Annotated in this window: 14 protein-coding genes; all 14 read right to left on the bottom strand. The window is 33.4% G+C overall.

The genetic code is table 11. The annotated features are described in order from the left end of the window. Window positions 1–141: 141 nt before the first annotated feature. Window positions 142–1,227 (bottom strand): agmatinase family protein, encoded by a 1,086-nt coding sequence (locus EZM65_RS13375; protein WP_136669062.1) that lies wholly within the window; start codon window positions 1,225–1,227, stop codon window positions 142–144. A 72-nt stretch (window positions 1,228–1,299) separates the two neighbouring features. Further along, a complete protein-coding gene (locus EZM65_RS13370) occupies window positions 1,300–1,653 on the bottom strand; it encodes a four helix bundle protein (RefSeq protein ID WP_136669061.1) in 354 nt (117 codons plus the stop codon). 48 nt (window positions 1,654–1,701) lie between these two features. Continuing rightward, window positions 1,702–2,985, bottom strand: a complete 1,284-nt coding sequence (gene kynU / locus EZM65_RS13365) for a kynureninase (protein WP_136669060.1) — start codon at window positions 2,983–2,985, stop codon at window positions 1,702–1,704. 482 nt (window positions 2,986–3,467) lie between these two features. Further along, the gene (gene queA, locus EZM65_RS13360) at window positions 3,468–4,517 is read right to left on the bottom strand and encodes a tRNA preQ1(34) S-adenosylmethionine ribosyltransferase-isomerase QueA (protein WP_136669059.1); all 1,050 of its coding nucleotides are present in this window, start codon (window positions 4,515–4,517) and stop codon (window positions 3,468–3,470) included. A gap of 151 nt (window positions 4,518–4,668) precedes the next feature. Next, complete coding sequence (locus EZM65_RS13355; RefSeq protein WP_136669058.1) at window positions 4,669–5,898, bottom strand: 3-phosphoshikimate 1-carboxyvinyltransferase; 1,230 nt, start codon at window positions 5,896–5,898, stop codon at window positions 4,669–4,671. After that, window positions 5,898–6,224, bottom strand: a complete 327-nt coding sequence (locus EZM65_RS13350) for a multidrug efflux SMR transporter (RefSeq protein WP_136669057.1) — start codon at window positions 6,222–6,224, stop codon at window positions 5,898–5,900. The genes EZM65_RS13355 and EZM65_RS13350 overlap by 1 nt, the downstream gene beginning before the upstream one ends. A 1-nt stretch (window position 6,225) precedes the next feature. Next, window positions 6,226–6,552 carry a nucleotide pyrophosphohydrolase gene (locus EZM65_RS13345; RefSeq protein WP_136669056.1) on the bottom strand — a complete coding sequence of 109 codons (327 nt, stop codon included), beginning with the start codon at window positions 6,550–6,552 and terminating at the stop codon, window positions 6,226–6,228. Between the two features lie 3 nt (window positions 6,553–6,555). Then, window positions 6,556–8,538: a DUF3857 domain-containing protein gene (locus EZM65_RS13340; RefSeq protein ID WP_136669055.1), complete on the bottom strand. Its 1,983-nt coding sequence runs from the start codon at window positions 8,536–8,538 to the stop codon at window positions 6,556–6,558. A 2-nt stretch (window positions 8,539–8,540) separates the two neighbouring features. Continuing rightward, a complete protein-coding gene (locus tag EZM65_RS13335; protein WP_248574869.1) occupies window positions 8,541–10,547 on the bottom strand; it encodes a DUF3857 domain-containing protein in 2,007 nt (668 codons plus the stop codon). Between the two features lie 15 nt (window positions 10,548–10,562). Further along, the gene (locus EZM65_RS13330; RefSeq protein WP_136669054.1) at window positions 10,563–12,449 is read right to left on the bottom strand and encodes a DUF3857 domain-containing protein; all 1,887 of its coding nucleotides are present in this window, start codon (window positions 12,447–12,449) and stop codon (window positions 10,563–10,565) included. 14 nt (window positions 12,450–12,463) lie between these two features. After that, window positions 12,464–12,916, bottom strand: a complete 453-nt coding sequence (dtd, locus tag EZM65_RS13325) for a D-aminoacyl-tRNA deacylase (RefSeq protein WP_136669053.1) — start codon at window positions 12,914–12,916, stop codon at window positions 12,464–12,466. Between the two features lie 6 nt (window positions 12,917–12,922). Then, window positions 12,923–13,891, bottom strand: coding sequence for a ribosome small subunit-dependent GTPase A (gene rsgA / locus EZM65_RS13320; RefSeq protein ID WP_136669052.1), 969 nt, complete (start codon window positions 13,889–13,891; stop codon window positions 12,923–12,925). 75 nt (window positions 13,892–13,966) lie between these two features. Further along, a complete protein-coding gene (locus tag EZM65_RS13315; protein ID WP_136669051.1) occupies window positions 13,967–15,052 on the bottom strand; it encodes a bifunctional 3-deoxy-7-phosphoheptulonate synthase/chorismate mutase type II in 1,086 nt (361 codons plus the stop codon). A gap of 3 nt (window positions 15,053–15,055) precedes the next feature. Then, the gene (locus EZM65_RS13310; protein WP_136669050.1) at window positions 15,056–15,931 is read right to left on the bottom strand and encodes a prephenate dehydratase; all 876 of its coding nucleotides are present in this window, start codon (window positions 15,929–15,931) and stop codon (window positions 15,056–15,058) included. Window positions 15,932–16,102: the final 171 nt, after the last annotated feature.

Here is a 16,102-nt window from a genome sequence, read left to right as displayed (position 1 = left end):
ATTTATCTTTATAGTTTAGATTACAAAGTAAATACCACATCTTAAAAACCTTTTTCATAACATTTTTAGGAATGCTTACAAAATATCCATAATAAACAAAGGCGAACCATTGGCCCGCCTTTGTTTACTATTTTTTTAATTTTATTTTCTTGGAAACTGAATACGTTTACCAGTATTCAATCCGTTATTTTTAGCTAAAATACCACACATATGGAATAACATACGCGCACCAACATTCCCGTCCCAATCATCTTCTCCCGGTGCAACTTCAACTAAATCGAATCCGATTATTTCTTTTCCGCTGGATGCTAATTTATTGAATAAGTAAGTAGCCTGCTCAAAAGAGAACCCACCGGGAACCGGAGTTCCTGTATTAGGGCAATACCAAGGATACATTCCGTCGATATCAAACGAAATACAAACTTTTTGCGGTAATGATTCTATAATTGCGTCGCATTGTTCTGCCCATGTTTTACCTTCAAAAGTTTCCGCTTTTAAATCGGCATCAGTATGAACTAAAACACGACCATTAGATTTTTGTACCACTTCCACTTCCTGCTCACAGAAATCACGAATTCCTACCTGAACAATTTTAGAAACCTGTGGAATTTGTAATGTATTGTACATGATAGAAGCATGTGAATACGTAAAGCCCTCATAAGCAATACGTAAATCCATGTGTGCATCTAAATGTAAAATTCCGTAATTATCATATTTAGTCGCTAAAGCTTCGTAATACCCCAGCGGAGTCGAATGATCGCCTCCTAGAAGCACCACTTTTTTCCCTTTGCTCATCCACGAAATCACTTTTTCTTTTACCTCGGTATGCAATTCACGGCAAACTTTATTGATTTTATCCAAATCCGACTGCAATGCCGGAAACGTTTCGATATCCTCGCCAGCTTCCAATGCTTCAATGATTGGTTGTGCCAAAGATTTATATTTATCTGAATTTACTTTCCAGTGTTTAGGCGCATCATCCATATAGATCCCCAGTTTCCATAATTCAGGGAAATCCTGATGATTCAAATCCACCTGAAACGAAGCATCCATAATAGCATCCGGTCCTTCAGAAGCACCAGCTCCATAACTAACTGTTACTTCCCAAGGCACTGGAATTACAATAATTTCTGAATCTTCTGCAGAAAAAGGCAATCCAAAAACCGTAGCATCTGCTAAGCCTGGTTGTGATGGATCAAAATTGTCTATAATTTGTTGTTTTGTCATATCTTTGATTATTAGATTGTTTGATAATTCGATTATTAGATTTTTGAAAATTAAACCTTTAGATTCATGTCTTCAAGATTTTAATGTTGTCATAAATTTTGAAGTCATTTGCACAATCTTATTTAATTCAAAAAGTAATTCTTCTAATTTTTTAGTTTCTAAAAAGCCCAAGTCATTTGACAACAACAATTGTGTCTCTAACTCATAACAGGAACCTACAGCAATTTCCAGAAATCTTAAAAAATCTTTATTTGATTTTCTAGACGCTCCTTCTGCAATATTGGAAGGTATTGAAACTGATGCTCTTCTCAACTGATTAGTTAATCCAAATTTTTCATTTTCAGGATAACATTCTGTAGCGACATAAATCAAGCTACAAAATCTTCTACTCAATTTCCAGATTTCCAAATCTTTGAATCTATGCATTTCTTTAGTTATTGATTATTAGATTATTGGATTTTTAGATGTTTCGAATTATCTAGAAGCATTCAAAATCCCTTCCTTCAAAATCTGTCCAAAATTGTACATATCTTCATACGAAGTATAAAAAGGCACTGGTGCAAGGCGGATTACATTTGGTTCGCGCCAATCGGTTATTACTCCATTAGACATTAGGTAATCAAAAAGACTTCTTCCTTGTCCATGTAAGAAAACCGACAATTGACAAGCTCTTTCTTCTTGATTTTCGGGTGTAATAATTTCAAATTCAGTTCCTGGTATCTGGCTGTCAATTTCGTGTAAAATAAATTCAAGATAAGACGTGATCTGATCGCGCTTTTTAATTAGTTTCTCCATTCCCACTTCAGCAAACATTTCGGCTGATGCCAGATACGGAGCCAATGACAATACCGGTAAATTACTCACCTGCCATCCATCAGCACCATGTACCGGATCAAAATCAGGTTCCATTTTAAATCGGCGTTCTTTGTTATGTCCCCACCATCCTGCAAAACGATTCAAATCAGCATAATGATGTTTTTCATGCACGAAACAACCCGAAGCATTTCCGGGCCCTGAATTCATGTATTTATACGAACACCAAGCCGCGAAATCGACATTCCACTCATTCAATTTCAATTCGATATTACCGGCAGCATGTGCTAAATCGAAACCTACTATTGCTCCTGCTTTATGACCGGCTTCAGTAATTGCTTTCATATCAAAAACCTGACCCGTATAATAATTTACACCCCCGAATAAAACCAAAGCCAACTCATCACCTACTTCATTAATTTTGGCAACAATATCTTCCAATCGGATATTGTGCTCCCCTTCCCTGCGTTTAATCTCAACAATAGCATCTTTGGGGTCATACCCATGAAACTTCACCTGACTTTGAAACATATACTGGTCAGAAGGGAATGCTTTCTCTTCACAAATGATTTTATAACGCTTAACTTCGGGCTTATAAAAAGACACCATTAACAAATGCAGATTCACCGTTAATGTATTCATTACGGTAACTTCTGTTGGTTTTGCCCCTACAATTTTACTTAACGGCTGTGCAAAACGTTCCTGATAATCCCACCAAGGTTTTTCCGCATAAAAGTGACCTTCTACTGCCAGGTTTGCCCAATCGTTCATAATATCATCTACATACTTTTTAGTACGTTTAGGCTGTAATCCTAATGAGTTCCCGGTAAAATAAACTACATTTTTCCCGTTATGCTGCGGAAAAATAAACTCGTTGCGATACTCTTTTAACTCATCCTGAGCATCAAGCTGGCGTGCAAAATCTAAAGTGTTTTGAAAGGTCATTTTTGGTTGATTTATTTGGGGAGTAAAAGTATTGAAAAGTTAGAAAATGACAAAGGGGTAATTATTAATGGTGAATGGTGAATGGTAAGTGGTGAATGGTATTAAAAAAAAATACTACTGACAGATGAATTATCTTGTTGACTAAAATTATATTTACCAATAAAAAGTCTTTTCTACCAGGTAAAAAATCGTTTGTATCAAATAAAAAATGATTTGTACCGGATGAAAAATCAACTGTACCGACTGAAAAGTTATCTGTACCTAATTAAAAATCATTTGTACTGACTGAAAAATTACTTGTATCGGCCGAAAAGTTGTTTGTACCAATGAATTTATAAGTTTTACATCCATTTTTAAAACGGTTATATCGGACAAACAAATTGATTTTACAAAATTTCTGAAAATCTTTAAGTTTTCACTGAAAACCGAGCACAAAAAAAGCGTCCGCCTAGGCGGACGCTTTCCTATATTTTATCTGAATATTACAAAATCAACATCGCATCACCGTATGAATAGAAACGGTATTTTTGCTCGATAGCTTCTTTATACGCTTTCATCATTAAATCATGACCGCAAAACGCTGAAATCATCATCAATAATGTTGATTTAGGTGTGTGGAAATTTGTTACCATACAATCAGCCACACTAAAATCATAAGGAGGGAAGATAAACTTGTTTGTCCAGCCGTCAAATGAATTTAATGTTCTATTTGACGAAACAGAACTTTCCATAGCACGCATTGTAGTTGTTCCAATAGCACAAACACGTTTTTTATTTGCTTTTGCTTTGTTCACAACATCACAAGCTTCCTGATCAATACGAATTTCCTCAGAATCCATTTTGTGTTTAGATAAATCTTCAACTTCTACCGGGTTGAAAGTACCTAAACCAACGTGTAACGTTACTTCAGCAAAGTTGATTCCTTTAATTTCCAAACGTTTCATCAAATGCTTAGAGAAATGCAAACCGGCAGTTGGTGCTGCTACAGCTCCTTCTTCTTTAGCATAAATTGTTTGGTAACGCTCAGCGTCATCTTCATTTACTTCACGGTTGATATATTTAGGGATTGGTGTTTCTCCCAAGTCCACTAATTTTTGACGGAATTCTTCATATGAACCATCATATAAGAAACGTAATGTTCTACCACGTGATGTAGTATTGTCAATTACTTCTGCAACTAATGAATCGTCATCACCAAAGTATAATTTGTTACCAATACGGATTTTACGTGCCGGATCTACTAAAACATCCCAAAGACGTTGCTCTGCATTTAATTCTCTTAACAAGAACACTTCAATACGAGCTCCGGTTTTTTCTTTATTTCCATATAAACGAGCTGGGAATACCTTAGTGTTATTCACTACCATTACATCTCCTTCATCAAAATATTCGATAATATCTTTGAACAATTTGTGCTCAATTTCACCAGTTTTACGGTGAACAACCATTAAACGAGATTCATCACGATTTTCTGCAGGGTATTCCGCCAGTAATTCAGCCGGAAGATTAAAATTGAAATTTGATAACTTCATACTTACTTTTAGATTTCAGATTTTAGAATTCATCCTTCGACTAGCTTGGGATGATACTTGTAAGATTACAAGGATGCAAATATACTATCGTGAGATAGGGGTTGTCAAGTGTTTTGAATTTTATTTTCAAAAACCCTTTATTTATAGCCCATCACAACTGATTAACAACAAAACCAACAGCCTGTAAATCTTTCCAAAAATCAGGATATGATTTTGAAACCACTTCCGCTTCTTCTATAAGAATATTAGTTTTTAACGCCAAAGGGGCAAATGCCATAGCCATACGGTGATCCTGATAGGTCGCAATTGTTACGTTATCCTTTATTTGATTGGAAGGTTTTAAATGTAAAGAATCGTTTGTCACCGAAATTTCAGCATTCAGTTTTGTCAATTCAGTCTTCAAAGCTTCCAACCTGTCTGTCTCTTTAATTTTGAGTGTATGCAGTCCGTACAAATCACAGCCAACCCCTAATCCAAAACAAGTTACAGCTATAGTTTGCGCAATATCAGGACAATTGTTTAAGTTATGAGTTATAAATTGAGAATTATGAGTTATTTGTTTTGATATCGTTACAGAATTATCACTATTAAAAACTGTTTGCACTCCAAAATATTTATAAATTTCATCCAAAGCAGAATCACCTTGCAGACTGTTTCCCTTATAACTTGACAAAGTGATTTGGGTTCCAACATCTGATAAAGCTACAATTGAATACCAATACGATGCAGAACTCCAATCGGATTCAACAGTCAACTTTTGATTTTCAACTTCTGATTTTTGACTTACTGTAATGACATTTCCTTCAAACGATGTTAAAACCCCAATTTCATCCAGTAGTGCCAATGTCATTTTAATATAAGGAACTGAAGTAATTTCACCTTCTAAAGTCAATTCCAAACCGTTTTCTAATTTAGGTGCTATAAGCAACAAAGCCGAAATATATTGACTACTAACATTAGCTGGTAAGGAAACTTTATTTTGTGTTATTTTTTTTCCTTTAATTTTAATTGGCGGATAACCTTCATTTTCTTCATATGAAACATTCGCTCCCAACTGCTGTAAAGCTTCAACCAAAATTTTTATAGGTCGTTCTTTCATTCTTGAAGACCCTGTTAAAACAACCTGACTATCTTCCTTAACAGCAAAATAAGCAGTCAGAAAGCGCATAGCAGTTCCAGCATGGTGTATATTCTTAACAAAATCATCACTGCTCAAGGCTTTTGTCATCACATCTGAATCATCAGAATTAGATATATTTTCCAAAATGATTTTTGGATACAGAGCCTTTAACAACAATAATCGATTCGTTTCAGATTTACTTCCTGATATTGCAATAGTAGATTGTGTATTAATTATAGATTTTTGAAGAAAAAGTTTCATTATTTAGATACAAATTTTAGTCCGACTATTGACAGAATTAAGGTTGATAAAAAGAAAACCCGCCAAAAAGTTGCCGGTTCTTTAAAAACAAAAATACCAACAACAACACTACCTACTGCTCCTATTCCAGTCCAAACTGCGTAGGCTGTCCCAATAGGCAATTCTTTACTGACTTTAACCAGTAAAACCATGCTAATGGTTAAGCAGAACAAAAAACCTAAATACCACATGATGGCATTATTACCAGAGTTTTCTTTTGCTTTACCCAAACAGGTTGCAAAGCCCACTTCAAAGAGTCCGGCAATGATTAGCAGTATCCAGTTCAACCTATTTCAATTTTTCGTTATTGTGATGACGGTCGTGATCACGTTTTGTTTTCAAATCCATTTTTTTATCGAAAGCCGCCTGCAGATCCACTCCTGTTTGATTTGCCAGACACAACACCACAAAAACCACATCGGCCAATTCTTCCCCTAGATCTTTATTTTTATCGCTTTCTTTTTCAGATTGTTCACCGTATCGACGAGCTATAATACGCGCAACCTCTCCAACTTCTTCGGTTAATTGTGCCATATTTGTTAATTCGTTAAAATAACGAACACCGTGATTTTTTATCCAGTTGTCTACGTCTAATTGAGCATTTTTTATGTCCATGTTTTATACTTTTTTAAGTACGATTTTTTCAGTTTGTTTTTTTATTACTTCTGCATAGAACTTCTTTAATTCTTCATAATCCTCAGGAGCAATTAAACTTACATTAATATCAAAAACAGAATTAATTTGAATTTGATTACCTATAGCAACAATTGCAAAATTATATGTCAACAAATTATCCTTAAACATTAAACTCAAAGTAGCTGGCATTGAGTCAATAGAATATCCTTTAGGCAAATCTATTGTAATTATCTTTTTTTTCTGGCTTGGAAATACAAAATCAATTGGAGACACCCTTCTTTCCTGATGAAAAGGATTTACATTATCTTCCATAAATTCCAAAGGCGCGAAATAAATTTTATCTCCAAAAAATTCTGATACTCCTTCTTTTTTAAATGAATAAAATTCTACAATTGGTTTATTTAAATCATAGTTATTTTCAAGTTTATAATCATCAATATAAACTCCTTTAAAATCATTTTCCAACCTTGAAGCAATTGATTCAACGGAATATTTCCCTATCATTTCTCTAAAACTCAAAGCATGATAATCAAAATAAGTTTTTTTAATTTTTCCTGACAAAACCCCTTCTGAACTAAGAGATCCTATCAAATTAGTACTCATTTTTGAAATTACTTTTGGCATCAAATCAATTTCCGCACACTCACCATCTTTTTTCATTAACTGTCCTTTCCAGTTTAAATCATTTAACGGTAAAAGATTAGGCAAACAAAATTTATTAGTTGCATCTAGAATAAAACGATCAGAATTAATATCAACTGCCGCAATTACATAGTTAATTTTCGAACTATTAGGAAATAATGCTATACCGTTATCTTTTGTACTAAGTAAAACAGGGTTAGCATTTAAACCAGAAGCCCTCAACATTGATATAAGAATCAAATTAATCTCTGCTGCACTACCCACTTTTTCTTTGTAAATGTACTCTAAAGAATTTTTAGGCATATAACTATTCCTATTATTCCATCTCATTCTATTCTGGATAAATTTAAATACTTTTTCCATCTTTACCTTCTCGGTATCGAATTCCTTAATCAAATTTGTTAGATCATCTTTATAATATGATTTTTTTTTAATTTGACTTCCAAACTCCTTAGTTTCATATATTGATAACGCAACATCAGTCCAGGTTTTTGATATTTGTTGCAACTTTTGATTAGGCCTTCTAATTGTTTGCAACTCATGTTCTATTTTACCAAAATTATTATTATGAGAAACAAAACCTTCTTCAACTAAAGCAGGAACATCTTTAACTGTATAAATTGTTTTGATCTTCCTATGAACAAGACCTCTCGAGTTATCATACTTATCCGTGTAAGCGGTTATTCCATCTTCGATGGACTCGTTTATTTCAATTGGAACATTTCCATTTTTCATACCTTTGTAAAGATAGAATTCTGGTATTTCTGTAATATACTCGGCAAAATCTACAGGAATATCATATTGATATTGAAAATCAGGCAAAACACCTAAATTTTGTGATTTAAGAACATATTTTATTTCTAGAATTGTTCCCTCTTTCACATTTGGAAAAAAAACTTTCATTATTTTCCAAGAATCATTTACACTTTGCTCAATTTGGCCAACTTCGCTAACTCTTTCTTTTACAATTGTGCCATCAACAATGTTATAGGAATATGCTTTGACAACATTTACCATATCATTACCTAGTATATTATAGCCTACATAATATGGTATTTGATAATTAGCCCAACTTATCCCTTCTTTTTTAAAAATTTTAATTTTAACATCAAATTCAGTATAACATTGATATCCATTTTCTGTACTATATTTGAACTTAGTATTTGCTTTTTTAAACAAAATAGCCGCTGCTACACCTTTATCAATCTGATGCTCTTTCTGATTTAATTGTTCAAGCGTTACATTTTCCAAATCCAAAACTTGTGAAAACAAAGAGTTAACAATAAGAAATAATATAGAAACAAACAATTGAGCTGATTTCATTCTTATACTTTTTTAAGTACGATTTTCTCCGTTTGTTTTTTTACAATTTCATTAAAAAATGCTTTCAACTCATCGTAATCATCTGGAGCTATTATACTTGAATTAATATCCAACTGAGAAATAATTTGAATTTGTTTGCCGCTGTTTGATATGTTGAACAAATAACTTACTGCCTTATCTGAAAAAACCAAATTAAGAGGAGAAGGGATTGATTCAACAACATATCCTTCAGGCAAAGTAACAATCACTTGGTACTTATCCTGCTCCGGAAAGGTAAAGTCTACAGGATACTCTCTTTTTTCCTGCTTAAATGGATTTTCATTCAATCTATAAAACAATAAAGGATTGAAATAAATTTTGTCACCTATTTTTTCAAATTCATTAGTATTTACAAAAGAAAATGTTTCAACAATAGGTTTTCCTAATTCTAATTTATTCTCAATTTTGTATTCAGACACCTGTGAATCATTCAATCTCTTTTCAAATCTCTCAAGATAATTATCTTCCGCCAATGAGTTATAATTGTTTCTAAACTGATAAGCTGTATAATCATTTTTTTGAGTTCTGATTTTACCTTCTATTTTACCTTCAGGATTCAGACTCACAAGCATATTTGTAGTTTCTTTAGAAATAAAACCAGGGTTAAGATTAACTTTAGCTGAAGAACCGTTTTTTCTTATAATACGTCCATTCCAGTTTATTGCTCTCTCCGGCAATAAATTTGGGAGTGAGTATTTTTCAGTAGCATCCAGCAAAATAATACTATTTTCAACTTCTACACCTGCAATCACATAATCAAAAGCGGTTCTGCTTGGAAATAAAGATATTCCATTCTCCCTTGTACTTACAAGTATTGGATTTGTATCAACACCCGCATAACGCAGCATTGCGACCAACATTAAATTTATTTCCCCAACATTTCCGGTACCGTTTTTATACGCTGCTTTTACCCCTTCATTACAATGATAGCCGTTAAATCCATTCCATTTAACTTTTGACTTAACATAATTAAAAATCAGAGCTATCTTATGATTTTTTTCAGTAACACCATTTAAAATATTTTTTAAATCATTCTCAAAATATCCTGTCTTATTTAGTTCAACACCAAAATCAGACCTCTCATAAATTCTTGTACAAACCGTTTCCCAATCTGTTGAATAATTTTCAAGTTGCTGATTTGGAATTTTTACTGATGAAAGTTCAAGCTGTAATGCTGCATAATAATTTTCAATATTATCTACATACTTTTCCTCTTTTATACTGGGGATATTTTTTAAAACATATTTATTTATATGCTCTTTGTATTTTACCTCATATGTTCCGCTTTCAGATCTGAATCCTCCAACTTGATTGACCATTTCCTGATATGTTCCTTCATATTTATTTTCTTTCCAGTCTTTTTCTACAAAAGGAAACAGAGTTCCTTTAAAATGAGTATTATATGTAAAATATTCAGGAATATAAGTATAATACTCTGAATAATTTACCGGAATTGATTGCTGAAATCTCCAATCATTAAGTCTTCCATAATTTGGAGATAACAATCTGTATTTGAATTCAACTATACTGCCTTCTTTGACATTGGGAAAACTAATTTTTTTGACTGACCAAAACTTATTAACTTTTTCGTCGAATTCGCCTTCAGATCTCATTTTAGTTTTGGCAATTTTACCATCTGTTAAATTATAAGTATAAGCACTCAATACATTAACAGTCTCTTTAGCACTCCCGTCATTATAATATCTAACTGCCTGATTTGCATAATCGAGTCCTTCTTTTTTATATATTTTAATCTTTACCTGAATTTCAGTTGATGTTGTAAAACCACTTCCGTAACGATAATTAAATTCCGTTTTTCCTTTTTTGAAAATAACAGCGGCCGGTGCGGTGGTGTCCATCTCATGTCTTTTTTGTTTTAATTCATCAATCGTAACTTCCCCTAATTCATATTTTTGCGAAAAAATTAAATTACAGGAACATACCAGAAAGGCTAAAAAAAGTTTTCTCATTTTAATAAATTGATTTTAGTTTAATATTATTTTAGAATTGTCATATTTTGCTATCTCCTCTCTGAATTTCCTATACTCATCATATTCTGCCGAGTTATATTTTCCTTTCTTAACAAACAATCTTCTTTTATAACGAAGAACATTATTCGATTCAGCAACTATTTCTGATTCATAAATTCCGTACTTTGTTTCTATTTTTACTTTTTCAGGTAAAAAACCTATTTTGTGTTTTTTATCAATTTCAAATGTGATATCATCCTCATCCACGAATCCATATTGTATTTCAAAGTCGGTTTTTCTAACCCTGTATCTTTGAGGTATGGACTGATTTACATTAAGTAAATTTATATTTAAAATTTTTTCATTTCCTACAAACTTAAGCACATTCTCTGCCCTAAACTTAATTTGCTCTGTAAACTCAATGCTTTTCTTATCATTATTAAGCTTATAACTATCCATTTGCAAAGCAGTTATATTTGAATACCGTTCTTTAAAATTCTCAGTTATTTTTTCAGGAACCAGTTTTTCAATTTTATTAGCATATTCGTATTGAATTCCTTTATACTTGATTTCCACATTAAACAGCGTTTTTCCGTCCTCATTCATCGTTATTTTGCCTTTTGTCATTTGAGAATTTAAATTTTCAAAATACCCATTAGTTTTAACAACTTCACCTCCTTCAGGTTTTATAAGCAAAGCGTATCTGTCATCAGTAAAATCACCTTCAAAACCGAAAGCCTGCGTCTGGCTTGTACATTCCAGAAAGACTAATTTGTTATTATACGGAATTGCCAAGACAGCATGATTCCCCTGCATAGAAACAAAATCAGGCTCAATATTTTCTTTATAGCCTCCGTAAATTATAGTATAATATGAAGTAACGCCAACAACGTCCAACAGTGCTCTGGTATAATTTGATAATCCTTTACAATCTCCATAACCTAACCGGTCCACATCCTTTGCCAACATAGGCTTCCAACCACCGATTCCAAGCTGAATACTTACGTATCTGGTTTTATTTTGCACATAATCGTACACAATTCTCGCTTTTTCTATCGGATCTGTTATACCAGCTGTTAAAGCTCTGATTTTTTGTTTAGTAATTTCCGGTAATTCATTAGTATTTTTAAGCAATTCTTCATTCATCCATCTTCCAAATTCTTTCCATGAATCTGCTTTGCCTTCAACACCTTCCAAGGAAAAAACATTAGTTCCAAACAATATACAACCAAACTTTTTAGCCGACAAATCCTCAGGTTTTTCTGCTGATAAATTTTCTAATTTAAAGTGCAATTCATTATCACTCTCTTCTTTATCAATTTTCAGTTTATCCAATTCAACTAATTTATATCTAAAACCAAGGTCAACCGGATATTTTATTTTATACTCTGTTTTTTCAACACTTTCATAATAATCATCTAGAGGATACCATCTGGGAATAAAAGCTGTATTTATAGTTTCCACTTCACTTTCATAAACAATCGTGAACGGATATTGTGTAGGCGTATAATTTAATCTAAGTATTCTTGTATCTGTAATTTCCGGAGAGCCTCCGGATGCACTGATATCAAAAAAATCTTTTCTTTTCAGTTTTTTTATTTCATATCCTTGAGCATTATAAATTATTGCTTGAATTTTATTAACCACCCAACTTTCATCATATTGTTCCCCGACATCTAAATTCCTTAACCCTCTTTCGTTTAGAACAGTTATGGTTTTATGAGTAGTAGTCAGCATATTAGAAACCGACTTAATTTCAACAGAAATCAATTGATCTCTAATCACACTGTTTGCGTTTTCTTTCAGTTCCTGTGGAATACTTTCCACTGAAAGCTTTGTATTTTGGGAAAAAAGTATTGTTGTAAAAAATATACTTACTAATAAAAAAGTATTTAGTTTCATTATTTATTGTTTGTTTATTCTTTGTTTTTTGTATCAATTATTATGGTTACTGGGCCGTCGTTGATTAATGCTACTTTCATATCTGCGCCAAATTGACCAGTCTGAACCTTTTTCCCAAGTTCTAATTCCATTTGTTTTACAAAAGAATCATACATTGGAATAGCATAATCAGCTTTGGAAGCTTTTATATAACTGGGGCGGTTCCCTTTTTTTGTTGCGGCATGAAGTGTAAACTGACTTACCACAATGATATCTCCGCCTATATCTTTAACAGAAAGGTTCATTACTCCGTTTTCATCACCAAAAATCCTCAGATTCACAATTTTTGAAGTCAGCCAGTCAATATCCTCCTGATTCGAGGCATCTTCAATTCCCACTAATACTAAAAGGCCTTTTTGAATGTTTGCAACTTTTCCCCCATCTATAGTCACAGATGCTTCGGAAACTCTTTGTAGTACAGCTCGCATAAATTTTTAGTCTAAATCCTGGTTTTTACCATCTTTATAAACATCATTCCTATAAATCTCATCATCCCCTTCCAAAATTTGCAGGTATGAATTATATCTTGACCAGGCAATTTCATCATTGTCCAAGGCTTCTTTGACAGCGCAGTGCGGTTCTTCTTTATGGAGACAATTATTAAACTTACATTTATCTTTAAGAGCAAAAAACTCTGGGAAATAATCTCCGATTTCCTGCTTTTCCATATCCACAATTCCAAAACCTCTGATACCCGGTGTATCAATGATTTTAGCCCCAAAAGACAAATCAAACATTTCGGCAAAAGTTGTGGTATGCTGTCCCTGTGAATGAGATTCGGATATTTCTTTGGTTTTTAAATTCAAAGAGGGTTCCAAAGCATTGACCAAAGTAGATTTTCCAACGCCGGAATGACCTGAAAACATTGAAACTCTATCTTTCATTAGATGCTTTAAATCTTCCAGTCCTTTTTCTTCTTTAGCTGAAACCCGCAAGCATTGATAACCAATATTTGAATAAACGTATTGCAAATAAAGCTGATCATCTAAAGTTGCTTCATCATAAGTATCAATCTTATTAAAAACCAAAACAGCCTCAATACCATAAGCCTCAGCCGTCACTAAAAAACGGTCAATAAAACTGGTTGTCGTAACAGGATTATTTATTGTAACCAATAAAAAAACCACATCAATATTTGATGCTATAATATGGGTCTGTTTGGAAAGATTAACCGATTTACGGACAATATAATTCTTTCTGTCGTGAATATTGGTAATGACACCAACATTCTCATCTGCCGAAGTATCCAAATCATAATCGACCACATCACCCACTGCAATAGGATTAGTACTTTTAATTCCTTTAATACGGAATTTACCCTTAATACGGCATTCCAAAAATTGGTTGTCTTTTGTTTTAACGGTGTACCAGCTCCCGGTGGATTTATATACGATTCCTGTCATTCTAAAATCATAAATTAGAAGTCAGAAGTCAGAAGTAACCACTACTCTAATTTTCTTCAAAAATACAATTTAAATTTAATCTGCTTTATAAACTTTTTCCTGATGATTAATACTTTCCTGGTGAATCGCTTTAAATATTTTTAACACAAATTCTTCACTTAATCCTTTTTCTTCTCCATCTAAAATCATTTTCCCCAAAATTTCATTCCATCGTGTATTTTGCAAAATGGCAACGTTCTTCTCTTTCTTAAGCGCACCAATCTGGTCGGCAACTTTCATACGTTTCCCTAAAATCTCCAATAGTTTTTCATCAAACTCATCAATCTGTGTTCTTAATTTGGAAATACGCTGATGGTAATCATCTGTCTCATCATCCGTTTTACGAACCTTAAGATCTATAAACATTTGTTTCAATCTATCCGGTGTTAACTGTTGTGCGGCATCACTCCATGCCTCATCAGGCGAGCAATGTGTTTCAATCATCAGCCCATCGAAATTCAAATCCAAAGCCTGTTGTGACACTTCCTGAATCATATCACGTTTACCTGTAATGTGTGAAGGGTCACAGATTAACACCAAATCCGGAAATTTGTTTTGCAGTTCAATAGCAATCTGCCATTCCGGGTTATTTCTATATTTCGATTTATCATAAGTCGAAAATCCTCTGTGAATCATTCCCAATTTCTTGATTCCTGCATTATACAAACGCTCCAATCCGCCAATCCAAAGAGACAAATCTGGATTTACCGGATTTTTCAACAATACTATTTTATCTGTATTTTGCAAAACATCTGCAATTTCCTGTACCGCAAAAGGATTTACAGTAGTACGGGCACCTATCCAAAGGATATCCACATCATGCTGTAAAGCCAGTTTCACATGCTCTGCAGTTGCTACTTCAGTTGCGATCAACAAACCTGTAGCCGCCTTTACTCTTTGCAGCCAAGGTAAACCAATTGCCCCAACACCTTCAAATCCTCCGGGACGTGTTCGTGGTTTCCATATTCCGGCTCTAAAAACAGACACATCAGAATTTTTTAATTCATTTGCCACAGCCATTACCTGCTCTTCGGTTTCGGCACTGCAAGGTCCTGCAATTACCAATGGATGTGTTAATTGCAGATTATCCAGCCAACTTCTATTTTCTTTCTTTATTTCCATTTTTTATACGCTTAAAACTATTATTTCTTCTTTACTTTTATTTTGATTCAAAGGCAACACGCCCGACTGATATTCTCCCAACAATTTAAAATGTGTGGTCATAATTTCCAAAACACTTTTTGCCTTTTCAAAATGTTTGTATTTATCAAAAACCACATCGACAAAAAACGAATACTGGAAAGGCTTTTCGACTATAGGCATCGACTGGATTTTAGTCAAATTCAGTTTACAATTATTCATAACATTCAATATAGTTGCCAAACTTCCAGGGGTGTCATCCAATTCAAATTTTATTGAAGCTTTATTAATTTCATTCTGTGCAAAAACTGACTTGTCTTTTTCCAAAATCATAAATCGGGTTATACTACTTTCTACCGACTGTACTTCAGGCGCAATTATTTCCAGTTCAAAAACCTGAGCCGCAGTAGGTCCTGCCAAAGCCGCAATTCCTTTCATTTTTTCATCGTAAATTCTTTTAGCTGTAATAGCTGTATCCGAACTTTCAATAACTTTAATATGCTTGTGTTTTTCCAAAAACTTGGCACATTGTAACAATGCTATAGGATGCGAATGCACTTCTTTTACATCTTCAATAGTTTGTCCGGGCAACACCATCAAATTCAAACTGATTTTCAGGAAATATTCCCCCAGAACATTAAAATGGTTGTCATCAATTAAAGCGTAATTAGGTATCAATGCCCCCGCAATAGAATTTTCGATTGCCATGACGCCATAATCAGCCGTACCTTTATTAAGTTGTTTAGCCACATCTTTAAAAGTCTTGCATTCAATGATTTGAATTTCATCTCCAAAATAATTGTTAGCCACCTGCTGATGAAATGACCCGTTAATTCCCTGTATTGCAACTTTGGTTTTCATACTTTTTGATTTTATGACATCTTCTGAACTAATTTCAGTGTAAAAAAAAATCCCGATGAGTTATCATCGGGATTGTATCTTAAAAATTTAATTATTCTATCTTACATTAAATCTATAGTATAACAACCCCGCTTCTGTTCCAGAAGAAGAAATAAAAGCTGTTATAATATG

This window comes from Flavobacterium sp. H122 (assembly GCF_004959765.1).
Lineage (GTDB): Bacteria > Bacteroidota > Bacteroidia > Flavobacteriales > Flavobacteriaceae > Flavobacterium.
Note: the sequence above shows the minus strand (reverse complement) of the source record. Positions and strands in the feature narration are given on the sequence as shown.